Origin of the sequence: Spiroplasma endosymbiont of Asaphidion curtum (assembly GCF_964031085.1) — a bacterium.
Classification (GTDB): Bacteria; Bacillota_I; Bacilli_A; order Mycoplasmatales; family Nriv7; genus Nriv7.
In genome coordinates, this window is record NZ_OZ035001.1 from 287,462 (window position 1) to 311,009 (window position 23,548).

Sequence of the window (23,548 nt, forward strand, 5' to 3'; positions counted from 1 at the left end):
TCCTTATAATTTCTATTTTAAATATATTTTATAGGAATTTTGTTTAATAAATAAGTAATGCAAGAAGTCTAATGTAAAAACCATAGAAAACAAGCATTGATTAAGTTTATTTACAACTCATAAAAATATGTACACTAACAAATGTGAACAATTAGCTAATGAATATGAAAAATTAGATGAATACTTATATAAATATCATTATCGGTTAAACCAAGGTTATAAAGTAGTTCATTTTGCAACAAGAACAATTATTACAATTTTTGGTGAAGTTGTTTTTAAGCGACGCCGATATAAATATTGAAATCAAAAATCAGGTAAATTTGAATATGTATGTTTATTAGATAAAGAAATTGGTTTATTACCTAAACAACGCATTTATTTTGATGTCCAATTTAAAGTTTTAAGTCTTCTAGGTGATGGCAAGCGCTATCGTGATGTTTTAGATGCTCTAAATCATTGTTATATTTCAAAAGGTAGCATTTCAAATATTTTAAATAAATATGATATTGCCGAATATTTTCAACTAGCAGAAAAAGAAACTAAAACTAGAATTGATGTCAAAAATAAGGACTTATATATTCAACTAGATGAGACATTTTTAGCGACATTAGATCAGAAAGTTAAACAAGACCAAAGAATTCGTTTAGTTACTTTTCATACTGGACATAAAGAAAAAAATTATAAAAATGCTCGTAGAGCGTTAGAAAACAAACGAGGTCATTTTTTAATGTTAAAAATTGGTAAACAAATAAATACGATGGATTATCGTGATTTATTAATTAGAGAATTACAAAAACATTATTTGAATATTAATTATGACAAAATAATTGTTTGTGGCGATGGCGCTACTTGAATTAGAAAAATTGCCAATAGTTTTGGTAATGTTAGATATATTTTAGATGGTTATCACGCTATTAAAAAATTAAAACAAACAGCATTTAATATTATTTTTGAAAATCGCAAAGTAACACTAAATAGTTGAATTAAATTATATAAGGATGGCAATCTATCAAGAATTAATCAAAACCATTCGTAATATTGCTAAAAATGAATTAAATAAAGATATTAAAACAAATTTAAGGAAGGCAAGTAATTATTTCAGTAATAATAAGCACGGCATTCATCATCAAAATTTAGAATGAAATATCGGTTGTAGCATTGAAAGTGATGTATCGCATTTAGTAAAACAACAATTAGGATATGGGGCAAAAATATATAATCATAAGAATTTAAATAATCTACTACATTTAAAAATGGCAAATTTAAACAAATTAAATGTATTACATTACATTAATGAAAATATTAATTCAGAAATAGAAATCAGAAAAGAAATATATAAAAATTCATTAAAATAAATATAATAGACTTCTTGCATTACTTATTTATTAAACAAAATTCCTATAAAATATATTTAAAATAGAAATTATAAGGAATTTAAGATTATGAAATTTGATAAATTTAATTTTATTAATGATAAAGAATTATTACGATTAACTGGAATAAAGCAAAGTACTTTTAATAAAATGTTAAATATTTTAAAAGAAGCTGAGTTAAAAAAGTTTAAAAGAGGTGGTAAAAATAATAAATTATCATTAGAAAATAGATTATTGATGACTTTATCATATTGACGAGAATATCGTACTTATTTTCATCTTGGTAAAAGTTTTGATATTAGTGAAGCTAGTTGTTATCGAAATATCAAGTGAATTGAAGATATTTTAATCAAACATCCTGATTTTCAACAACTTGCTGGTAAAAAAGCATTAATAAATGATTATTTTAATGATAAAACAATTATTATTGATGCTACAGAAACACCCATTCAACGCCCAAAAAAAGACAAAAACAATCTTATTCAGGAAAAAAGAAAAAACACACTATTAAAACACAAGTAATTATTGAAAAAGAAAGCAAAATAATTATTGCAACAAATTTTTCTCTCGGTAAAAAGCATGATTTTTGTTTATTTAAAGAATCAAAAATCCCAATTTTAAAAAATACTAAATTAATAGTTGATAATGGTTATCAAGGAATACAAAAAATTCATAGTAATGTTCTAATACCTAAGAAAAAAACAAAGAAAAACCCTTTAAATAAAGAACAAAAACATAATAATAAATTAATTTCAAAAATGAGAATTATTATTGAAAATATTTTTGCTATTCTTAAAAAATTTAAAATTATTACTGAAAAATATCGTAATCGTAGAAAACGATTTAGTTTAAGATTTAATTTAATTGCTTCAATTTATAATTTGCAATTATAGATAACATAAAATATTTATTTAAAAGCTGAATTATACTTGTAAGTGCAAGTAAATAAAATTGCAAAAAATCTCATATAAAAATTTCATGATGCTAAGTTTATTTTAGAAAAAACAAAGCAAGGAGTTTTTATATGGGTTACAAACATCTTGGCATATATGAAAGAATTTATATTGAGAATCAATTGAAGTTTAAAGTAAAAATTAGTGAAATAGCTAAAAATCTTAATCGAAGTATTAGTACTATTATTCGAGAAGTCAATAGAAATAAAGATAGTAATCATTATTTTTCATTAATTGCACAAAATAAAGCAGAAAACAGAAAACAATCACATGTTTATTTTCATAAGTTTAAAAATAGAGAATTAGTAAAATATGTACAACAAAAATTACTATTAGGTTGATCGCCTGAACAAATTTATGGCAGAATTAAAAATTTTCATAAAGAATGAATTATTAGTTTTAAAACAATTTACAATTGAATTTATTCTGGATTACTTGAAAAAGTTACTAATAAAAATTTAAGAAGAAAAGGTAAGAAACGAAAATCTCAAGAAAATCGCGGTAAATTTAATGGTAAATCAATTAAAGAACGAAATATTAATGTTAATAATCGTATAACTGTTGGTCATTGAGAAGGTGATACTGTAGTATCATCACGAGGTAAAAGTAAATCATGTTTAATAACTTTAGTTGAAAGAACATCAAGATTTACTTTAGCAATGTTAGTTGAAAATAGAACTACTAAAGTTGTTAACGAAAACATTAGCCATTATTTATCAATTCTTCCAAATAATCTTGTTAAGACTATAACATTTGATAGGGGTAAAGAATTTTCTAATTGACAACAACTTGAAAAAAATTTAAATGTGAAAATTTATTTTGCTAATGCGTATTCGCCTTGACAAAGAGGTACTAATGAAAATACTAATGGTTTAATTAGAGAAAAATTTCCTAAAAAATTTAATTTTTCAAATACTACTAAAAATGCAGTTCATAAATTTATATTGTCTTTAAACCAAAGACCAAGAAAAATACTAAATTATCTTTCACCAATCGAATATTTGGTTAGAAAAATAATTTACTTGCACTTACAAGTATAATTCAGCATTGTAAAACGAAACAAATTGCTATAGCTAATAGGGTGTTATCTATTAACTGGTAAACTTCTTTTGGTTATGGCGACCACCCACAATTTATCGTGCTTTAATACATACCAACATTATTAATTCACTTGTATTTAATTTTCAAAGAACAAATTTTAACACCTTATAAAATAAAAAGACAATCATTGTTGACTGTCCTTAATACTTATTCAAATCTTTACCCACCTAAGAAAACTTTATGCGCCCTACGGGTACTTTATGTTAAGGATAGCAATTATCGCCTAAATTAGGTAAAATATACTAGTAGTTAATTAAATAATAATTTCTTAAAGTTATTAAAAATTCTTATATCTAATATTTGTAGATATATATTAGACTTGGTACATAACTATAACATTTTGCACCTACCAAACTATAAAATTCACTTTCATCTTTATATTTATCTAATATTTGTGTTTCATCTAGAAAATAATATTATCAAAATAGTAGATAAAATTGAGGGTTATGTACCAAGTCTAATAATTAAATGAATTATTAAAATAGTTAAAGATAGAAAGGAAGAAATTAATTAATGACAGATATAAAAAATATTAAGAAAGATTTTCCCTTTTTTCAGAAAAATAAAAATATTGTTTATTTAGATAATAGTGCTACTAGTTTAAAACCACAATGTGTTATTGATAATATTATTAATTATTATTTAAAGTATTCTACTAATCCTCATAATACTGATTTTTTACTAGCGTATGATTGTAATGAGAATATTCAAAAAATTCGTAAACTAGTTGCTGAATTTATTAATGGTAAGGATAGTGAGATTATCTTTATTCCTTCAACTACTTTTGGATTAAATCAATTGGCATTAGGGTTAGAAGCATTAATTTCTAAGGATGATGAGATTTTATTAACAATGGCTGAACATAGTTCTAATTTATTACCTTGGTATCGTTTAGCAAAAACTAAACAAGCAAAGATTAAATATATTGGTTTGGAAGATTTAACAATTACTATTACTAATATTAAAAAATTATTAACACCGAAAACTAAAATTGTTAGTTTTGCAAATATAAGTAATGTTTTAGGAACTGTTAATAATACTAAAGCAATTTGTCAAGCAATTAAACAATATAATCCTAATATTATTGTTATTATTGATGGTGCCCAATCAGTTGGTCATATTAAAACTGATGTTCAAGATTGAGATATTGATTTTTTAGTATTTTCTGGTCATAAGATGTTAGGACCAACGGGTATTGCTATTTTATGAGGAAAAAATATAATGTTATCTAAATTAGCACCAATGTTATTAGGCGGTGGTAATAAGGCTACTATTAATGAGAACGGAACATATTCTTTACTACAAGGATATATGAGTTTTGAATCAGGAACGCAAAATATTGCTGGTATTTTTGGTTTACAAGAAGCGATTAAGTATTTACAAAATATAGGTTTAGAAACAATTCATAATTATATTACTAGTTTAAAAGATTATGCTGTTAATGAAATACGAAGGGAAAATTTAGATATAACAATTTATAATCCTAATGCTAAAAGTGGCATTTTAGTTTTTAATGTTAATAATGTTGCTGCCCATGATGTATCAGTTAATTTAGCTAATAACCATAATATTTGTCTTCGTAGTGGTGTTCATTGTGCTATTTTAATTGATCGTGTACTTGGTGTTAAAAGTTCATTAAGAGCTAGTTTTTATATTTATAATACTAAAGAAGATGTTGATAAATTAATTATCGCATTAAAAACAGGAGGTAATTTCATTGATGATTTCTTATAATGAATGAAGAAAGATAATTATTAATCATTATCAAAATCCTCAGTATCAAGGTTTTATTGAACATAACCAAGCAATTGAACGATTGCAACCGAATTTAAGTTGTGCTGATCAGTTAAATTTACAGTTAGTAGTTATCAATGATGTTATTGTTTCAGCTCGTTTTATGGGTTATGCTTGTGCAATTGCAACTTCTAGTGCTGACTTGATTTGTCAAACCATTACTAATAAACCAAAACATCAAGCAATAGCAATTTTAAATAATTATTTGTTAATGATTAATGTTAAAGATTATGATAGTGTTATTTTAGAAGACTTAATTGTATTTACTCATACTAAAAAGCAACCAAATCGTAAGCAGTGTTCATTATTAGCAAGTACTGGTTTTTTAATGATGTTATAATAAATTATAAGGAGGTGCTTGCGATGTTTGATAAACATTTATTACGAAAATCATCTTTAAAAGTAAGATTAGCAATGGCAAAAGGTGATAAAGAGCAATATGATCAGAAAATTATTAATTTTATTACTGATAATGACGATTTTCAAAAAGCAAAAATAATTGGATTATTTTCACCTATTAGGGGAGAAATTAATGTTAATCCTTTAATTAGTTTTTGTTTTAATAATGACAAGATTGTTGGATTACCAAGAATGCAAGATGATAATTCTTTATTATTTTATCAAATTACTAGTTTTGATGATTTAGTAATTGATAATGATTACAATATTTTACAACCTAATTTGCAATGTAAAATGTTAATGACTTCGGAAATTAATATTTGTTTCTTACCATTTTTAGCGTATGATGGTACCGGCGCTAGAGTTGGTTATGGGAAAGGATATTATGACCGAACTTTAGTAAATTTTAAAAATCCAATTATTGGAATTGGTTATAGTTGACAAAAAACTATAGAAAAAATAACAGTTGATAAAAATGATGTTTTAATGCATCAAGTAATAACTGAAATTGGAATTGAAAGATTTTAATTTTTAAAGTATTTATATTTTTTATAAAAAGTAAATTTTTTGTAAATAAAAATGAATATTTATTTTTCTCAATGTTATAATTAAATATCATGTGAATATATAAAAATATTTACTGAAATCAAAGGAGAGATTTTATGTATAAAAAAGGTGACGTTGTTAGAGTAAAATGTACTGCTATTTTACCATGAGGTGTGTTTTATGTTGTTGAAAACTATGTTGATAGTGATGACATTACTTCTCCACAGCCAAAGTCAGAGGAGCTAGTAACTGGGTTGTGTCATATTAGTCAGTTTTCTGATGGATTTGTTAAAGATATTAATGAATTTGCAGAAGTTGATAAAATATATTTCTTACAAGTGTTAGGATATGATGCTGATAAAAGGCAACTAAGTTTAAGTCATAAAGCAATTGTTAAGGAAGAAGAAAATCGTGGGTCTGTTTTTATTAAAGAATCAGGAGCAGGATTTGAAGATTTATCTAATAACTTATCGGAATGAATTGTTAATAGTGAACAAACTGGTGAAAAAGGCAAATAATATATGGTTAAAACAAATATTAGTTATACACACTTAACAAATCAAGAACTTAATAAATATCAAGATAAAGTTCATTCAATTCATAAAACAATGATTACTGAAAGGAAAGGTCTTGGCAGTATTTTTTTAGGTTGAGTTGATTCAAAAAATTATAATAAAACTGAATGAGAAGCAATGAAAACCATTGCTAAACGATTAATTCCTGAAATTAAAGTTTTGATTGTTATTGGAATTGGTGGTTCTTATTTAGGCGCTAAAGCAGCTATTGATATGATTAAAGGATTATATTCCCAAGATTCATTAGAAATAATATTTGTTGGTAATACATTATCATCAACATATACTAATCAAGTTTTAGAATATGTTAAAGATAAGGAATTTGCTATTAATGTAATGTTATTTCTAAATCGGGAAGTACAACCGAACCAGCGATTGCTTTTCGTCTTTTTAGAGATTTATTAGAACAACAAAAAGGTAAAGCAATTGCTAAAACAAGGATTATTGCTACTACTGATGCTAAAAATGGAATTTTAAAAAATTTAGCTGATAAAGAAGGTTATGAAACTTTAGTTATTCCTGATGATATTGGTGGCAGATTTTCAGTATTAACGCCTGTTGGTATTTTTGTAATGGCAATGGCAGGAATTGATATTGATAAGGTTATGCTGGGAGCTAATCAAGCACATATAGATTTAAATAATGATACCTTGGAAAACCAAGCATATAAATATGCTGTCGTGCGAACAATATTACATCAAGAAAAGCAATATCCTTTAGAAATGCTAGTTAGTTATGAAAGTCAGATGTCTAGTTTGGCTGAATGATGAAAACAGTTATTTGGTGAATCAGAAGGAAAAGATAGTAAAGGAATTTTACCTGCTAGTGTTAATTTTTCTACTGATTTACATTCCTTAGGACAATTTATTCAAGAGGGAAGTAAAGTTTTATTTGAAACAGTTTTACAAGTTAAAAAACCACCTTTAGATGTTAAAATTGCTACTAATAGTGATGATTTAGATCAATTAAATTATTTAACTAATTATTCTTTACATCAAATTAATGCTTTAGCTTTAGAAGGAACAATTGATGCTCATAGTAATGAGGGGAAAGTTCCTAATATTGTTTTAGAGTTAGAAACAATGGATGAAATAATGTTTGGTTACTTAGTATACTTTTTCTTTAAAGCTTGTGTAATGAGTGCTTATTTACTAGAAGTTAATCCTTTTAATCAACCAGGTGTTGAAGTATATAAGAAAAAAATGTTTAAGTTATTAGGTAAGAGTTAAAATAATTAAAGGATTATTTAATTTTAAATAAGTAATACTTTAAATTGCTATATATATTTAGGATTTTTAAAGATAAAATAATTGACAATGAGAATGTTTTTTTATATTATTATAAAGTCCTAAATTAAATGGGTTGTTAGCTCAGCTGGGAGAGCACTCGCCTTACAAGCGAGCGGTCGGCGGTTCAATCCCGTCACAACCCACCATTTTGCTGGCTTAGCTCAGCAGGCAGAGCAACCGCCTTGTAAGCGGTAGGTCGTAGGTTCAATTCCTATAGCCAGCACCATAAATTATTTGGAGGGATAGTGAAGTGGCTAAACACGGTTGGCTGTAAACCAACTCCTTTGGGTTCGGGGGTTCGAATCCCTCTCCCTCCACCATAATGTTGGGGTGTAGCCAAGTGGTAAGGCAAAGGACTTTGACTCCTTGATGCGGTGGTTCAAATCCACCCTCCCCAGCCAAATTTAATATGCTCCGTTAGCTCAGTTGGTAGAGCATCTGGCTTTTAACCAGAGGGTCGCAAGTTCGAGCCTTGCACGGGGTACCATTAGTGCCTAAGTGGTGGAATTGGTAGACACGCTGGATTTAAGCTCCAGTAAATGTTAAAGTTTGTGTCGGTTCGAGTCCGACCTTAGGTACCATAAAAAAATTTAAAGCAGAATATTCTGCTTTTTTTATTGGACGCATAAAGTTTTCTTAGGTGGGTAAAGATTTGAATAAGTATTTAAGACAGTCAGCAATGATTGTCTTTTTATTTTATGAGGTGTTAAAATTTTGTTCTTTGAAAATTAAATACAAGTGAATTAATAATGTTGGTATGTATTAAAGCACGATAAATTGTGGGTGGTCGCCATAACCGAAAGAAGTTTTACCAGTTGATAGATAACACCCTATTAGCTATAGCAATTTGTTTCATTTTGCAATAAAAAAATGAATGGGTGGATTTTCTAAAAATATACACGCTATTAAATTAGTTCCAAGGGTAGGATGCGGATATTAAAGTGTAGAAATTTCTATATAGGGGTATGCTAAGTTTAAAATTATTAAAATCTTTATCTAATTAAAAAACAAAATTTAATAACAAAGCTTGTTAAACACTTAAATCTGCGATATATAAGTGTTTAAAAAACTAAGTTAACTAACTTAGTTAATATAACTTAGTTTATCTATAAGAAAGGTAACTTACTATGAAAAACATTGAAAACATTTTCTTAAATACTAAGAAATATCTTTTAAAAGAAACACAAAACGCAATGCTTATTAAAGCACCAAAAATTCCGTGATTTAATGAACAAATCGGTATTTGGTTTCCAAAGCGATTTGTTTATAAAGGAAAATATGAAAATTCTATTTGCATCGGGATAATAAAAGATAATAAATATCAAGTAATTTCAATTAATCAAAAAGAAAATGAAACCAAATTAATTAAGGGACAAGAATTATTAAGCTTCTTCATTGCCGAAAAAGAAAACAACAAAAAAGATATAAATTATAACTATTTTAAAGGGGTTTAAAAATGAATATTGCGATTGGATTAATAGATTTCTTGCATTACTTATTTATTAAACAAAATTCCTATAAAATATATTTAAAATAGCCAAATTGTAAAGTTAAGTGCAACTAAATTATTTTTCTAACCAAATATTCGATTGGTGAAAGATAATTTAGTATTTTTCTTGGTCTTTGGTTTAAAGACAATATAAATTTATGAACTGCATTTTTAGTAGTATTTGAAAAATTAAATTTTTTAGGAAATTTTTCTCTAATTAAACCATTAGTATTTTCATTAGTACCTCTTTGTCAAGGCGAATACGCATTAGCAAAATAAATTTTCACATTTAAATTTTTTTCAAGTTGTTGTCAATTAGAAAATTCTTTACCCCTATCAAATGTTATAGTCTTAACAAGATTATTTGGAAGAATTGATAAATAATGGCTAATGTTTTCGTTAACAACTTTAGTAGTTCTATTTTCAACTAACATTGCTAAAGTAAATCTTGATGTTCTTTCAACTAAAGTTATTAAACATGATTTACTTTTACCTCGTGATGATACTACAGTATCACCTTCTCAATGACCAACAGTTATACGATTATTAACATTAATATTTCGTTCTTTAATTGATTTACCATTAAATTTACCGCGATTTTCTTGAGATTTTCGTTTCTTACCTTTTCTTCTTAAATTTTTATTAGTAACTTTTTCAAGTAATCCAGAATAAATTCAATTGTAAATTGTTTTAAAACTAATAATTCATTCTTTATGAAAATTTTTAATTCTGCCATAAATTTGTTCAGGCGATCAACCTAATAGTAATTTTTGTTGTACATATTTTACTAATTCTCTATTTTTAAACTTATGAAAATAAACATGTGATTGTTTTCTGTTTTCTGCTTTATTTTGTGCAATTAATGAAAAATAATGATTACTATCTTTATTTCTATTGACTTCTCGAATAATAGTACTAATACTTCGATTAAGATTTTTAGCTATTTCACTAATTTTTACTTTAAACTTCAATTGATTCTCAATATAAATTCTTTCATATATGCCAAGATGTTTGTAACCCATATAAAAACTCCTTGCTTTGTTTTTTCTAAAATAAACTTAGCATCATGAAATTTTTATATGAGATTTTTTGCAATTTTATTTACTTGCACTTACAAGTATAATTCAGCAATAGAAATTATAAGGAATTTAAGATTATGAAATTTGATAAATTTAATTTTATTAATGATAAAGAATTATTACGATTAACTGGAATAAAGCAAAGTACTTTTAATAAAATGTTAAATATTTTAAAAGAAGCTGAGTTAAAAAAGTTTAAAAGAGGTGGTAAAAATAATAAATTATCATTAGAAAATAGATTATTGATGACTTTATCATATTGACGAGAATATCGTACTTATTTTCATCTTGGTAAAAGTTTTGATATTAGTGAAGCTAGTTGTTATCGAAATATCAAGTGAATTGAAGATATTTTAATCAAACATCCTGATTTTCAACAACTTGCTGGTAAAAAAGCATTAATAAATGATTATTTTAATGATAAAACAATTATTATTGATGCTACAGAAACACCCATTCAACGCCCAAAAAAGACAAAAACAATCTTATTCAGGAAAAAAGAAAAAACACACTATTAAAACACAAGTAATTATTGAAAAAGAAAGCAAAATAATTATTGCAACAAATTTTTCTCTCGGCAAAAAGCATGATTTTTGTTTATTTAAAGAATCAAAAATCCCAATTTTAAAAAATACTAAATTAATAGTTGATAATGGTTATCAAGGAATACAAAAAATTCATAGTAATGTTCTAATACCTAAGAAAAAAACAAAGAAAAACCCTTTAAATAAAGAACAAAAACATAATAATAAATTAATTTCAAAAATGAGAATTATTATTGAAAATATTTTTGCTATTCTTAAAAAATTTAAAATTATTACTGAAAAATATCGTAATCGTAGAAAACGATTTAGTTTAAGATTTAATTTAATTGCTTCAATTTATAATTTGCAATTATAGATAACATAAAATATTTATTTAAAATTAAATTTAAATAATAAAATAATTTTTTGTTGTGTCAAAATTTACACATTTAATAAAATCCATAAGTATTAACCTAATAAAAGTTAGAAATTACTATATAGTATTTTTTATTTACAAATAATTTGTAATTATTTTAATAAGTAATGCAAGAAGTCTAATAACTTAATTCTGACAATGTTTCTTCCTTCAGTATTAATTGGATTTATTGGCGGTGTGCTATTAGTTTGAACAACAGCGACCATCTTTATTTATATCTTACAAAATTTCTTTAATTTAATAATTCCGTTCTCCTTAGTTTGATGAGTAATTTTAGTTAGTTTTGCTATTATTACAGTTATTTATTCATCAACATATATTATGACTACTTATCATTTAAAAAAACTTAATGTTCTGGAATTAATAAAAAACAGTAGACTTCTTGCATTACTTATTTATTAAACAAAATTCCTATAAAATATATTTAAAATAGAAATTATAAGGAATTTAAGATTATGAAATTTGATAAATTTAATTTTATTAATGATAAAGAATTATTACGATTAACTGGAATAAAGCAAAGTACTTTTAATAAAATGTTAAATATTTTAAAAGAAGCTGAGTTAAAAAAGTTTAAAAGAGGTGGTAAAAATAATAAATTATCATTAGAAAATAGATTATTGATGACTTTATCATATTGACGAGAATATCGTACTTATTTTCATCTTGGTAAAAGTTTTGATATTAGTGAAGCTAGTTGTTATCGAAATATCAAGTGAATTGAAGATATTTTAATCAAACATCCTGATTTTCAACAACTTGCTGGTAAAAAAGCATTAATAAATGATTATTTTAATGATAAAACAATTATTATTGATGCTACAGAAACACCCATTCAACGCCCAAAAAAAGACAAAAACAATCTTATTCAGGAAAAAAGAAAAAACACACTATTAAAACACAAGTAATTATTGAAAAAGAAAGCAAAATAATTATTGCAACAAATTTTTCTCTCGGTAAAAAGCATGATTTTTGTTTATTTAAAGAATCAAAAATCCCAATTTTAAAAAATACTAAATTAATAGTTGATAATGGTTATCAAGGAATACAAAAAATTCATAGTAATGTTCTAATACCTAAGAAAAAAACAAAGAAAAACCCTTTAAATAAAGAACAAAAACATAATAATAAATTAATTTCAAAAATGAGAATTATTATTGAAAATATTTTTGCTATTCTTAAAAAATTTAAAATTATTACTGAAAAATATCGTAATCGTAGAAAACGATTTAGTTTAAGATTTAATTTAATTGCTTCAATTTATAATTTGCAATTATAGATAACATAAAATATTTATTTAAAATTAAATTTAAATAATAAAATAATTTTTTGTTGTGTCAAAATTTACACATTTAATAAAATCCATAAGTATTAACCTAATAAAAGTTAGAAATTACTATATAGTATTTTTTATTTACAAATAATTTGTAATTATTTTAATAAGTAATGCAAGAAGTCTAATATTTATTATTATCAGCATCATGCTATTGGCATATTTTGCTTATAAAATTTATGCCAAAATAAAAATGCGAATTAAATATAAAAATGCCATTAAAAATAATACTGGTAATTTCACGAAAGACGAAAAAGTATTTATTGCCCGCTTTGAGGAATGAGTTAAAGCTCCTAATTCAAAAGAAAATAACGCGGATAAAAAATAATGTTTTGAAAAATTATCATGGAATTCTTAGAACTGTTTATTCCGATAGAAAAAATGCCTGCACAAGTTGCGTTTATTGCCGGATTAATTATTATCATCACTTTTCTTTTCGCATTAATTTCAATTATGTATTTACCAATAAAAATGATTTTTGGGAGATAAAAAATGACAGTAAATTTAAAAGAATTTAATTGAGAACAAATTAAACAAACTTTCTGAGATTTATTTATTCAAATTACAACTATTTCGGCTCATATTAGTGGTGGTAAAGAAATTGATTTAACCCAAAAAACACTTTGACTTTTAATAGCAAACATTGCTTTTTGATTCTTAACAGCGATTATGGTGTGATTTATGCTAATGCTACTTTGAAAAACCATATCAGTATTTAGATAGAGGCAAAAGTAATGTCGAGAAGTTACATTGTGATGCATTCCCAAAGAAATTCAAAATTAATTAGGAAAAAATACAATCGTGTTAAGGTTAACCGTGGTTTTAACAAATTTAAGAAAAACTTTGAATATAAATGATGAATGTTTTAAAGAGAAAGGAGGTGATTATATGATTGGAACTTTCTTAGTTGATGCACCAGCAGTAACAAAGATAACAGCTAGTGACGCGATGACTAAATTGTGAAACGCAATTATAACAGCGTTTACTAAAATGTGAGAAATTATTGCTGTTAATATGCCACAAGTCGGTAACTTCTTTGCTGACTACTGAATCTTCATTTTCCCATTTATTTTGGCAATATTCTTTATTTGCTTTAAAATGTTTGAAAAATTACTTGGAGCGGTACGATAACAAAAAAATAAAGTGAGGTGCAAGATGAAATTTTGCAAATGAATAATAGAAAAAAATAACCATTTTATTGAATTGAATCGCACCTCATTTTTAATTTTGTGACATTGGGGAGCAATTTGATACATTTACAACGGTTATTTTAAAAACATTGTAAGCTATTTATTTTTAGCGGGTTGTATTTTAATTTTCCTTTTTAAAATCGGTAATTTAACACAAATTAACAAAGTTATTAATTTCTTAAAAAACTCACCATTAAATATTGTGATTGGTTCATTAGGAACTGGAAAAACCGCTTTTCTAGTATACGCATCAAAATTATTAAAAAAGAAGAAATATCACATCGCATCAACCTTTCCATTACTAGAAACCCAAAAATTAAGCTTAGGGCATATGGGATTGTTAGACTTTGATTATCCGGTATTGCCAGACAAAACCTTACTTTTATGAGATGAAACCAACTTATTTTTAGAAGGAACTGATTGAGAAAAAAATAATATCAAAAACGAAGAAACCGGTATTCAAGAATATTTCGCTCTGGCACGGCATTTTGGTCATATTATTCTCGCTAGCGGTCAAAGAGATAAACATATTTGAGTTAAAGTTCGTGATATTGCCAATAATGTGATTGTGGGCATTCGTAAAAAACCAGTTAATATTTTTCGTCCCTACTTAAAAGTTATCTATGGGACCTTTACTAGCATTGAAGAATATGAACGCTGACGAAACACCTTAATTGATGCTAAAAATGCTGAATTATACTTGTAAGTGCAAGTAAATAAAATTGCAAAAAATCTCATATAAAAATTTCATGATGCTAAGTTTATTTTAGAAAAAACAAAGCAAGGAGTTTTTATATGGGTTACAAACATCTTGGCATATATGAAAGAATTTATATTGAGAATCAATTGAAGTTTAAAGTAAAAATTAGTGAAATAGCTAAAAATCTTAATCGAAGTATTAGTACTATTATTCGAGAAGTCAATAGAAATAAAGATAGTAATCATTATTTTTCATTAATTGCACAAAATAAAGCAGAAAACAGAAAACAATCACATGTTTATTTTCATAAGTTTAAAAATAGAGAATTAGTAAAATATGTACAACAAAAATTACTATTAGGTTGATCGCCTGAACAAATTTATGGCAGAATTAAAAATTTTCATAAAGAATGAATTATTAGTTTTAAAACAATTTACAATTGAATTTATTCTGGATTACTTGAAAAAGTTACTAATAAAAATTTCATGATGCTAAGTTTATTTTAGAAAAAACAAAGCAAGGAGTTTTTATATGGGTTACAAACATCTTGGCATATATGAAAGAATTTATATTGAGAATCAATTGAAGTTTAAAGTAAAAATTAGTGAAATAGCTAAAAATCTTAATCGAAGTATTAGTACTATTATTCGAGAAGTCAATAGAAATAAAGATAGTAATCATTATTTTTCATTAATTGCACAAAATAAAGCAGAAAACAGAAAACAATCACATGTTTATTTTCATAAGTTTAAAAATAGAGAATTAGTAAAATATGTACAACAAAAATTACTATTAGGTTGATCGCCTGAACAAATTTATGGCAGAATTAAAAATTTTCATAAAGAATGAATTATTAGTTTTAAAACAATTTACAATTGAATTTATTCTGGATTACTTGAAAAAGTTACTAATAAAAATTTAAGAAGAAAAGGTAAGAAACGAAAATCTCAAGAAAATCGCGGTAAATTTAATGGTAAATCAATTAAAGAACGAAATATTAATGTTAATAATCGTATAACTGTTGGTCATTGAGAAGGTGATACTGTAGTATCATCACGAGGTAAAAGTAAATCATGTTTAATAACTTTAGTTGAAAGAACATCAAGATTTACTTTAGCAATGTTAGTTGAAAATAGAACTACTAAAGTTGTTAACAAAAACATTAGCCATTATTTATCAATTCTTCCAAATAATCTTGTTAAGACTATAACATTTGATAGGGGTAAAGAATTTTCTAATTGACAACAATTTGAAAAAAATTTAAATGTGAAAATTTATTTTGCTAATGCGTATTCGCCTTGACAAAGAGGTACTAATGAAAATACTAATGGTTTAATTAGAGAAAAATTTCCTAAAAAATTTAATTTTTCAAATACTACTAAAAATGCAGTTCATAAATTTATATTGTCTTTAAACCAAAGACCAAGAAAAATACTAAATTATCTTTCACCAATCGAATATTTGGTTAGAAAAATAATTTAGTTGCACTTAACTTTACAATTTGGCAAATTATGAAAATAAACATGTGATTGTTTTCTGTTTTCTGCTTTATTTTGTGCAATTAATGAAAAATAATGATTACTATCTTTATTTCTATTGACTTCTCGAATAATAGTACTAATACTTCGATTAAGATTTTTAGCTATTTCACTAATTTTTACTTTAAACTTCAATTGATTCTCAATATAAATTCTTTCATATATGCCAAGATGTTTGTAACCCATATAAAAACTCCTTGCTTTGTTTTTTCTAAAATAAACTTAGCATCATGAAATTTTTATATGAGATTTTTTGCAATTTTATTTACTTGCACTTACAAGTATAATTCAGCATTTTAATAATACAAAATATGGTATGATGAAATCAATTAAGAGAAGCATAGTCTAATAACTGTGTGTGATTTACATTTTTAAATAAAGTTAGAATTGCCATTGAACATGTTTTTGCTAGATTAAAAAGATTTAAAATACTAGTTTATCGTTATGGCAATAAGATTAGAAGATTTGGATTACGATTTAACTTAATTTCAGGAATATATAATTTTGAATTAAGCTAGTTATAGTTATGTACCAAGTCTAATGTTTAAAATTAGTGAATTTGTGTAATATGTGTGTATGAACCACACAAACACACCCTTATAATAGGTTGACAAAATATACGGTATATTCTATACTTGCTTGGTGCATGTAGATATTGCTATTGCATATATAAAAATAAATAAAAATTTAATACAATTATTGTGAAGAACTCGGGTTTTATTTAAGTAGTATTTGAATGAATAATGTCTTGGGTCTTTGTTTTTTTAGAGCGGGGTTACTATGGCGGATATTAATAAGAGAATGGAATTGTTAGTTAATCATTTGAAGGAGTATGGCTTTGTTTTTCAGGGTTCGCAAATTTATGGTGGGTTAAGTAATAGTTGGGATTATGGTCCGTTGGGAGCACAGTTGAAAAATCGTTTGCAACATTTGTGATGGGAACGGTTTGTGACGAAGCATCCTTTGAATGTTGGACTGGATAGTGTCATTATTATGAACAGTAGTGTTTGGAAGGCTTCGGGGCATCTTGATAATTTTTACGATTTATTTGTGGATTGTAAAAGTTGTATTAAGCGGTTTCGAGTGGATCATTTGTTAAACAATGTGACTGTTGATTTTCAAAAATTGCGTGCTGATGAATTGCAAGTCTTATTAAAAGAACATCAAGTTGTGTGCTCTAATTGTAAGAATAATAATTTTACAGCGGTTCGTTCATTTGATTTGATGTTCAAAACTCAACAAGGGGTTTTAGCAAATGAACAAGGTGTTGTTTATTTACGGCCAGAAACAGCGCAAGGAATTTTTGTAAATTTCAAAAATATTCAACGAAGTTTAAGAAAGAAATTGCCCTTTGGGGTTGGCCAAATTGGAAAAGTTTTTCGTAATGAAATTACTCCGGGACACTTTATTTTTCGGACAAGAGAATTTGAGCAAATGGAATTGGAATTTTTTTTTAATCCTAATGATCAAACTGAGTGATTTGATTATTGATTAAGTTATTGTCAACAATTTTTACTAGATATTGGTATTAAACAGGATAATTTTAGTTTAAATGAACACGAAGATAGTGTTTTAGCTCATTATGCGAAGCGAACTGTGGATATTGAATATAATTTTCCTTTTGGTAAGCAAGAGTTATGGGGTATTAGTAATCGTTCTTCTTTTGATTTAAAAACGCATAGTGAACATAGTGGTGAAGATTTAAGTTATTTAGATTCAGAATTAAATGCGAAGATATTCGCGAATGTTATTGAACCGTCAGTCGGTGTTGGCAGATTAATGTTGGCCATTTTAAATGATGCTTATGATGTTGAGATTTTGCCAGATAATAGTAAACGCACGATATTGCGATTAAATCACAATTTGGCTCCTTATTATATTGCTATTTTACCTTTAAGTAAGCAATTAAATGAAGAAGCGTATAAATTATATGAAGAGTTAGCTAATGATTTTTTAGCAACTTACGATGAGACGCAAAATATTGGGAAAAGATATCGTCGTCAAGATGCTATTGGAACGCCTTATTGTATTACAATTGATTTTAAAAGCTTAAAACGGTGAAGAAGAAGTGTAACGGTTCGTTTTCGTGACACGATGGTGCAAAAACGAGTAAAAGTTAGAAAATTAAGAAAATACCTTAAACACTTGCAAGAACAAAATTAAAGTGTAAGGAGAAATAAAGCTAGTATGGTTAATCCTAAAAAAATTTCTCTCATTAGAACGAGAACTAATATTACTGAAATTATTGGTCAATATTTAAAATTGCAAAAAAAAGGTCGTAACTATTGAACAGTTTGTCCTTTTCACGAAGACAATGCGCCTTCAATGAGTGTTTCTCCTGAAAAACAAATTTATCGGTGTTTTTCTTGTCAAACTTCTGGGAATGTCTTTACCTTTTTGCAAAAATATAAAAAAATTTCGTTTTTAGAAGCTTTAAAAGAAGTAGCAGCACTTGTAAATATTGATTTACAAGAATTAGAGCAATGAACAAAAAATAAATATGATAATGAAACTTTGAAAATATTTGCGATTAATGCTTTAGCTTGTGAATACTTTATGTATCATTTAGATGGAAAAATTGGTATTCAAGCAAAAAAATATTTAGAACAGCGAAATATTGATAATAAATTAAGAGAACAATTTAGTATTGGATTAGCACCTAGCGAAGATGGACTAGTAGCATATTTACAACAAAAAGGTTATAAACCTAGTGAATTAGTTATTTCTGGTTTAGTTGTTTATCAAAATAATCATTTTAATGATTATTTTAGAAATAGGATTATGTTTCCGATTCGTGATATAGAACATAATATCATTGGTTTTTCGAGCCGTTCATATTTGGAAAATCAACAACCAAAATATATGAATACCTTAGAAACTAATATTTTTAAAAAAAATCAATTATTGTATAACTTAAGTTTTGCAAAAAATCATTTGCATCAAGATAAGTATTTATTAATTTGTGAAGGATTTATGGATATTATTTCTTTAAGCAAAATTGGTATTAACAATGCCATTGCTATTATGGGAACAAGTTTAAGTGCACAACATTGTTCAATATTAAAAAAGGTTACTAATGAAATTATTTTATTTTTGGATGGTGATGATGCTGGAATTATAGCTGCGTTTAAAATGATTAGTGAATTATGGTATCACAAATTTAATGTTAAAGTAGTAAACAATCCAACAACATTGGATCCTGATGATTTAATTAAAAAAGAAGGTGCAGTAGCAGTTCGTGCTTTAATTAAAAATAGTATTCATCCTTTAGACTTTGTTTTAAATTATTTTGAAAATAATTTAGATTTAAAAAAAATTGATAATGTGACTGAACTTTTAAAAAAAGTTACTCCATTTTTTCAGTTATTACATAGTGCTGTTGAAGTAAACTTTTATTTAAATAAATTGGAAACATTAACTAATTTGAATAAAAAAATCCTTGAACAAACATTGTTTGCTGAGCAAACAATAGTAACTACTGATAAAATAAATCCTAAAAATGCTGGGGCTAATAAGAATTTATATTTAAATCCGATTGAAAAATCGGAAAATATTATTATATTTTCGTTACTTTATACAAAAGAAACATTAACTAATAGCGAATTAAATAATTTTTCCTTAATTGATCCCATTAAAAAAGTTTTATTATCAGAAATTATTAGTTGATATGATAAAAATCCGCAAGCAGTAAAAGTAAATTATGAAGATTTTCTAAAATCATTTCAGCAAGAAGAAGTAAAAAAGTCGTTAGAAATGATTTATAACCTTTATAGTAAACAAGAATTTATTTATCGCCCTAGGTTAATTAATGATTGTCAAGAAACTATTTATAATTACTTAATTAAATTAGAAAAAGATAAATGAGCAAAAAAATGATTAGCAACTAATAATGTTAATGAAAAAATAGCAATTGGACAAAAAATTATTAGTTTGTCAAAAAAAATATTAAAACAGAAAAGAGTGGTCAATAGATGCAAAAAAGAATATTTAAAAAATTAAAAACTTTTGATGAGATTAAGTATGAGTTATTAAAAAAGATTAAAAAGAATGATAATCATATTAGTCAAGAAGAGGTTTTAAAAGCATTTGAAATGTTAGATATTGAAGATGGACTCTTAGAATCTTTTATTAATGAATTACAAAGTGATGGTATTATTTGAACCGATTTAGTTGATGAAATTGAAGATGAAGTTGATATTGATTTAGAACATTCTGATTTTGATGAATATGATGATGTTGTTAAAGAAAGCGCTATTTTTGATGAAGATAATGATATTGTTATTAACTTTAAAAATAATGGTCCAAGTATTTCTAATGAAACTAAAATTCATGACATTATTAAAGCCTACTTTAATCGTTTAGGTTCAAGTAAAATTTTAACTAAAGAAGAAGAAGTAAAATATGCAAGAATGTTAGATTCACCTGATCTTGAAATTAAACAATATGGACGAAATAAGTTAATTATTTCTAACTTAAAGTTAGTTGTTTCAGTAGCTAGAAGGCATACTAATCGTGGTTTAGATTTTTCAGATTTAATTGAAGAAGGAAATATTGGTTTAATGAAAGCAGTTGATCGTTTTGATTATCGTCGGGGATTTAAATTTTCTACTTATGCAACTTGATGAATTCGTCAAGCAATTACAAGAGCAATTGCTGATCAAGCAAGAACGATTAGAATACCGGTTCATATGGTGGAAACTATTAATAAATTAACAAGAATTGAACGCCAATTAACTCAAGAATTAGGTCGTGAACCAACCCACAGTGAAGTTGCAGAAAAAATTGGTTTGGGAATGAGTCCTGAAAAAGTTCGTGAAATTAAACGATTATCAATGGAACCAGTTTCTTTAGAAAAACCAATTGGTGAAGAAGATGATACGCACTTTGCTGATTTTGTTGAAGATAAAGATATTTTTTCACCAGATGATTATGCCGAACGAGAATCATTACGAGAACAATTAGATAAGGATTTTGAAGAAATCTTAAATAAACGCGAAGAAAAGGTTATTCGGATGCGTTTTGGATTATTACCAACTAAAGTTAGACCGCTAGTTGATTTAGCAGAAGAGGGAAGCGAAAAAGATGAATTAATTAGTGAAATAATGAATTTAGATTTTAAGTTTGATACTCCAATTGAAAAAGTAATTAATTTAAATGATTATGTTATTGATAAACATTTAATTAAGTATGATTCACCAAAAACATTAGAAGAAGTTGGTAGTGAATTTGGTGTTACCAGAGAAAGAATTCGGCAAATTGAAGCTAAAGCTTGTCGCAAACTAAGAAGTCCTTCAAAATCAAGAGTTTTGAAAGATTTTTATAAAGGTTAATAATGAAACTATCGCATCGTTTAACAACAATTGCTAATTTAGTTAAGCCGAATGATATTGTTGCTGATATTGCTTGTGACCACGGTTTAGTTGCTATTTATTTAGTAAAGAAAAAAGGAATGAATAATATTTTTGTTAGTGATATTAATCCTAAAGCGTTAGCTCAAGCTCAGAAAAATATTATTCAAAATCAATTACAAAATAATATTTTTCCAATTTTAGGAGATGGCATTAAATGAATTAGTGCTAGTAATAACATTAATTGTGTTATTATTGTTGGATTAGGTGCCAAGACAATTGTTAATATTTTAACTAATGATTATAAATCAATTAATCGTTATATAATTCAAACAAATAATGAAATGTCTAAAATTCGTAAGTGAGTGCAAGACCACAATTATTTTATTGAAGACGAATTATTAATTAAAGATAATAATTTTATTTATGAGATTATTGTTATTAATAAAACGCACGGTTGTTTAATTGTTAGTGATGAACAAATTATGTTTGGACTAAATTTAGAAAATAAATATGAGTTATTATTTAAGAAAATGTGAACCGATAAACTTTTTCATTATGAAAATATTATCAATAAATTAACCCTGAATCAAATTAATGCCACAATAAATTTACAAGTTTTGTTAATTAGAAATAAATTGCAAAAGCAAAAGGAGAAATAAAAATGATTAATGTTAATGATTTACGCAATGGCATGACTTTTAAACATAGTGGTAACTTATTTTTAGTTTTAGATACTGGTCGTGCTCAAGCTGGAAGAGGTCAAGCAAATGTTAAAGCTAAAGTTAAAAATTTGCGAAGCAATGCAATTATTAATTTAACTTTTACTAGTGGGGATAAAGTTGAACGGGCGCATCTTGATAAACGCGTGATGCAATATTTATATAGTGATGGCAATAACTTAATTTTTATGGATGATGAAAGTTATGAACAAGTTGAAATTAATAAAATAAAAATGGAATGAGAATTAAAGTTTTTAACTTCTAGTTTACCAGTTCAAGTATTACAATATGATAATGAAATTTTAACCATTTCGTTACCAGATAAAATAACTTTAAAAATTATTGAAGCTGAACAAGCAGTTAAAGGTGATAGTAGTTCTTCGCCAAGCAAAAGAGCAGTTGCTGAAACTGGATTAGCATTACAAGTACCATTATTTATTAATACTGATGATTATATTGTTGTTTCCACAGTTGATGGTAAATATCAACAACGAGCCTAAAATAACCTAAAAGGTTATTTTTTTTATGTCATAATTATTACAAACATTAAAGGAGTTAATTAAAATGAAAGTTGGATTTTTAGGTGCTGGTAATATGGGAAAAGCAATTATTGATGGGTTATTAAATACTAATGCTTTTATTAATGCTGAATTATACTTGTAAGTGCAAGTAAATAAAATTGCAAAAAATCTCATATAAAAATTTCATGATGCTAAGTTTATTTTAGAAAAAACAAAGCAAGGAGTTTTTATATGGGTTACAAACATCTTGGCATATATGAAAGAATTTATATTGAGAATCAATTGAAGTTTAAAGTAAAAATTAGTGAAATAGCTAAAAATCTTAATCGAAGTATTAGTACTATTATTCGAGAAGTCAATAGAAATAAAGATAGTAATCATTATTTTTCATTAATTGCACAAAATAAAGCAGAAAACAGAAAACAATCACATGTTTATTTTCATAAGTTTAAAAATAGAGAATTAGTAAAATATGTACAACAAAAATTACTATTAGGTTGATCGCCTGAACAAATTTATGGCAGAATTAAAAATTTTCATAAAGAATGAATTATTAGTTTTAAAACAATAGACTTCTTGCATTACTTATTTATTAAACAAAATTCCTATAAAATATATTTAAAATAGAAATTATAAGG

General features: G+C 25.7%; 27 protein-coding genes, 6 tRNA genes and 2 pseudogenes. 32 read left to right on the forward strand and 3 right to left on the reverse strand.

Annotation, left to right across the window (positions count from 1 at the left end; translation table 4 throughout):
* Positions 1 to 127: 127 nt before the first annotated feature.
* The 16 genes and pseudogenes from AAHJ00_RS01750 (at position 128) to AAHJ00_RS01830 (ending at position 9,484) form a co-directional block, all read left to right on the forward strand.
* Positions 128 to 1,036, forward strand: a complete 909-nt coding sequence (locus AAHJ00_RS01750; RefSeq protein WP_342224304.1) for an Mbov_0401 family ICE element transposase-like protein — start codon at positions 128 to 130, stop codon at positions 1,034 to 1,036.
* Positions 999 to 1,355 carry a hypothetical protein gene (locus AAHJ00_RS01755; protein ID WP_342224305.1) on the forward strand — a complete coding sequence of 119 codons (357 nt, stop codon included), beginning with the start codon at positions 999 to 1,001 and terminating at the stop codon, positions 1,353 to 1,355. The genes AAHJ00_RS01750 and AAHJ00_RS01755 overlap by 38 nt, the downstream gene beginning before the upstream one ends.
* An 87-nt stretch (positions 1,356 to 1,442) precedes the next feature.
* Positions 1,443 to 2,266 (forward strand): IS5 family transposase gene (locus AAHJ00_RS01760; RefSeq protein ID WP_342223477.1). Its coding sequence is split into 2 segments (ribosomal slippage): positions 1,443 to 1,839 and positions 1,839 to 2,266, totalling 825 coding nucleotides; the frame shifts between segments, so codons are not numbered across the junction.
* Positions 2,267 to 2,397: 131 nt separating this feature from the next.
* Positions 2,398 to 3,366, forward strand: a complete 969-nt coding sequence (locus AAHJ00_RS01765) for an IS30 family transposase (protein WP_342224306.1) — start codon at positions 2,398 to 2,400, stop codon at positions 3,364 to 3,366.
* Positions 3,367 to 3,940: 574 nt separating this feature from the next.
* Positions 3,941 to 5,161, forward strand: coding sequence for an aminotransferase class V-fold PLP-dependent enzyme (locus AAHJ00_RS01770; RefSeq protein WP_342224307.1), 1,221 nt, complete (start codon positions 3,941 to 3,943; stop codon positions 5,159 to 5,161).
* Positions 5,148 to 5,561, forward strand: a complete 414-nt coding sequence (locus tag AAHJ00_RS01775) for an iron-sulfur cluster assembly scaffold protein (protein ID WP_342224308.1) — start codon at positions 5,148 to 5,150, stop codon at positions 5,559 to 5,561. The genes AAHJ00_RS01770 and AAHJ00_RS01775 overlap by 14 nt, the downstream gene beginning before the upstream one ends.
* 23 nt (positions 5,562 to 5,584) lie before the next feature.
* On the forward strand, positions 5,585 to 6,148 hold the full coding sequence (locus AAHJ00_RS01780; RefSeq protein ID WP_342224309.1) for a 5-formyltetrahydrofolate cyclo-ligase: 564 nt from the start codon (positions 5,585 to 5,587) through the stop codon (positions 6,146 to 6,148).
* Between the two features lie 134 nt (positions 6,149 to 6,282).
* Positions 6,283 to 6,684, forward strand: a complete 402-nt coding sequence (locus AAHJ00_RS01785) for a hypothetical protein (RefSeq protein ID WP_342224310.1) — start codon at positions 6,283 to 6,285, stop codon at positions 6,682 to 6,684.
* A gap of 3 nt (positions 6,685 to 6,687) precedes the next feature.
* Positions 6,688 to 7,970 (forward strand): annotated as a pseudogene (locus AAHJ00_RS01795) (glucose-6-phosphate isomerase).
* 130 nt (positions 7,971 to 8,100) lie between these two features.
* Positions 8,101 to 8,176, forward strand: a tRNA-Val gene (locus AAHJ00_RS01800).
* A 4-nt stretch (positions 8,177 to 8,180) separates the two neighbouring features.
* Positions 8,181 to 8,256 (forward strand) — tRNA-Thr (locus AAHJ00_RS01805).
* A 10-nt stretch (positions 8,257 to 8,266) separates the two neighbouring features.
* Positions 8,267 to 8,350, forward strand: a tRNA-Tyr gene (locus tag AAHJ00_RS01810).
* Between the two features lie 6 nt (positions 8,351 to 8,356).
* Positions 8,357 to 8,431 (forward strand) — tRNA-Gln (locus AAHJ00_RS01815).
* A 10-nt stretch (positions 8,432 to 8,441) separates the two neighbouring features.
* A tRNA-Lys gene (locus AAHJ00_RS01820) sits at positions 8,442 to 8,517 on the forward strand.
* 5 nt (positions 8,518 to 8,522) lie between these two features.
* Positions 8,523 to 8,611, forward strand: a tRNA-Leu gene (locus AAHJ00_RS01825).
* Between the two features lie 546 nt (positions 8,612 to 9,157).
* Entirely contained in the window at positions 9,158 to 9,484 is a 327-nt protein-coding gene (locus AAHJ00_RS01830; protein ID WP_342224312.1) for a hypothetical protein, read from the forward strand.
* A 106-nt stretch (positions 9,485 to 9,590) separates the two neighbouring features.
* Here the strand turns inward: AAHJ00_RS01830 and AAHJ00_RS01835 are convergent, their stop codons facing one another.
* A complete protein-coding gene (locus AAHJ00_RS01835; RefSeq protein ID WP_342223478.1) occupies positions 9,591 to 10,541 on the reverse strand; it encodes an IS30 family transposase in 951 nt (316 codons plus the stop codon).
* A gap of 57 nt (positions 10,542 to 10,598) precedes the next feature.
* Between AAHJ00_RS01835 and AAHJ00_RS01840 the strand changes: the two genes are divergently transcribed.
* The 9 genes from AAHJ00_RS01840 (at position 10,599) to AAHJ00_RS01880 (ending at position 16,263) form a co-directional block, all read left to right on the forward strand.
* Positions 10,599 to 10,727, forward strand: a complete 129-nt coding sequence (locus tag AAHJ00_RS01840; RefSeq protein WP_342223927.1) for a hypothetical protein — start codon at positions 10,599 to 10,601, stop codon at positions 10,725 to 10,727.
* A protein-coding gene (locus tag AAHJ00_RS01845; protein WP_342223496.1) for an IS5 family transposase occupies positions 10,676 to 11,498 on the forward strand; the annotation gives its coding sequence in 2 pieces (ribosomal slippage) (positions 10,676 to 11,073 and positions 11,072 to 11,498; 825 coding nt in all). Before AAHJ00_RS01840 ends, AAHJ00_RS01845 begins: the two co-directional genes overlap by 52 nt.
* A 515-nt stretch (positions 11,499 to 12,013) precedes the next feature.
* A protein-coding gene (locus tag AAHJ00_RS01850) for an IS5 family transposase (protein ID WP_342223477.1) occupies positions 12,014 to 12,837 on the forward strand; the annotation gives its coding sequence in 2 pieces (ribosomal slippage) (positions 12,014 to 12,410 and positions 12,410 to 12,837; 825 coding nt in all).
* Between the two features lie 247 nt (positions 12,838 to 13,084).
* The gene (locus AAHJ00_RS01855) at positions 13,085 to 13,219 is read left to right on the forward strand and encodes a hypothetical protein (protein ID WP_256444888.1); all 135 of its coding nucleotides are present in this window, start codon (positions 13,085 to 13,087) and stop codon (positions 13,217 to 13,219) included.
* Between the two features lie 164 nt (positions 13,220 to 13,383).
* The gene (locus AAHJ00_RS01860) at positions 13,384 to 13,614 is read left to right on the forward strand and encodes a hypothetical protein (protein ID WP_342224313.1); all 231 of its coding nucleotides are present in this window, start codon (positions 13,384 to 13,386) and stop codon (positions 13,612 to 13,614) included.
* 165 nt (positions 13,615 to 13,779) lie between these two features.
* Positions 13,780 to 14,022: a hypothetical protein gene (locus AAHJ00_RS01865; RefSeq protein WP_342224314.1), complete on the forward strand. Its 243-nt coding sequence runs from the start codon at positions 13,780 to 13,782 to the stop codon at positions 14,020 to 14,022.
* A 24-nt stretch (positions 14,023 to 14,046) separates the two neighbouring features.
* Positions 14,047 to 14,787: a hypothetical protein gene (locus AAHJ00_RS01870; RefSeq protein WP_342224315.1), complete on the forward strand. Its 741-nt coding sequence runs from the start codon at positions 14,047 to 14,049 to the stop codon at positions 14,785 to 14,787.
* Between the two features lie 89 nt (positions 14,788 to 14,876).
* A complete protein-coding gene (locus AAHJ00_RS01875) occupies positions 14,877 to 15,287 on the forward strand; it encodes a helix-turn-helix domain-containing protein (protein WP_342223623.1) in 411 nt (136 codons plus the stop codon).
* Between the two features lie 25 nt (positions 15,288 to 15,312).
* The gene (locus tag AAHJ00_RS01880) at positions 15,313 to 16,263 is read left to right on the forward strand and encodes an IS30 family transposase (protein WP_342224316.1); all 951 of its coding nucleotides are present in this window, start codon (positions 15,313 to 15,315) and stop codon (positions 16,261 to 16,263) included.
* On the opposite strand, the gene AAHJ00_RS01885 is transcribed toward AAHJ00_RS01880, so the two are convergent.
* A complete protein-coding gene (locus AAHJ00_RS01885; RefSeq protein ID WP_342224317.1) occupies positions 16,260 to 16,505 on the reverse strand; it encodes a helix-turn-helix domain-containing protein in 246 nt (81 codons plus the stop codon). The genes AAHJ00_RS01880 and AAHJ00_RS01885 overlap by 4 nt on opposite strands.
* 197 nt (positions 16,506 to 16,702) lie before the next feature.
* Here AAHJ00_RS01885 and AAHJ00_RS01890 point away from each other — a divergent pair.
* The 6 genes and pseudogenes from AAHJ00_RS01890 to efp all read left to right on the forward strand — a co-directional run.
* Positions 16,703 to 16,837, forward strand: a pseudogene (locus tag AAHJ00_RS01890) (IS5/IS1182 family transposase); the annotation flags it as partial.
* A 271-nt stretch (positions 16,838 to 17,108) separates the two neighbouring features.
* Positions 17,109 to 18,482, forward strand: a complete 1,374-nt coding sequence (locus AAHJ00_RS01895) for a glycine--tRNA ligase (protein ID WP_425288879.1) — start codon at positions 17,109 to 17,111, stop codon at positions 18,480 to 18,482.
* A 24-nt stretch (positions 18,483 to 18,506) separates the two neighbouring features.
* A complete protein-coding gene (dnaG, locus tag AAHJ00_RS01900) occupies positions 18,507 to 20,318 on the forward strand; it encodes a DNA primase (RefSeq protein WP_342224319.1) in 1,812 nt (603 codons plus the stop codon).
* Positions 20,291 to 21,649 (forward strand): sigma-70 family RNA polymerase sigma factor, encoded by a 1,359-nt coding sequence (locus AAHJ00_RS01905; protein WP_342224320.1) that lies wholly within the window; start codon positions 20,291 to 20,293, stop codon positions 21,647 to 21,649. Before dnaG ends, AAHJ00_RS01905 begins: the two co-directional genes overlap by 28 nt.
* 2 nt (positions 21,650 to 21,651) lie before the next feature.
* Positions 21,652 to 22,329, forward strand: a complete 678-nt coding sequence (locus AAHJ00_RS01910; RefSeq protein WP_342224321.1) for a class I SAM-dependent methyltransferase — start codon at positions 21,652 to 21,654, stop codon at positions 22,327 to 22,329.
* 2 nt (positions 22,330 to 22,331) lie between these two features.
* The gene (efp, locus tag AAHJ00_RS01915; protein ID WP_342224322.1) at positions 22,332 to 22,889 is read left to right on the forward strand and encodes an elongation factor P; all 558 of its coding nucleotides are present in this window, start codon (positions 22,332 to 22,334) and stop codon (positions 22,887 to 22,889) included.
* Between the two features lie 6 nt (positions 22,890 to 22,895).
* Here the strand turns inward: efp and AAHJ00_RS01920 are convergent, their stop codons facing one another.
* On the reverse strand, positions 22,896 to 23,084 hold the full coding sequence (locus AAHJ00_RS01920; protein WP_342224323.1) for a hypothetical protein: 189 nt from the start codon (positions 23,082 to 23,084) through the stop codon (positions 22,896 to 22,898).
* 57 nt (positions 23,085 to 23,141) lie between these two features.
* On the opposite strand from AAHJ00_RS01920, the gene AAHJ00_RS01925 reads away from it, so the two are divergent.
* On the forward strand, positions 23,142 to 23,537 hold the full coding sequence (locus tag AAHJ00_RS01925) for a helix-turn-helix domain-containing protein (protein WP_342224324.1): 396 nt from the start codon (positions 23,142 to 23,144) through the stop codon (positions 23,535 to 23,537).
* Positions 23,538 to 23,548 lie beyond the last annotated feature (11 nt).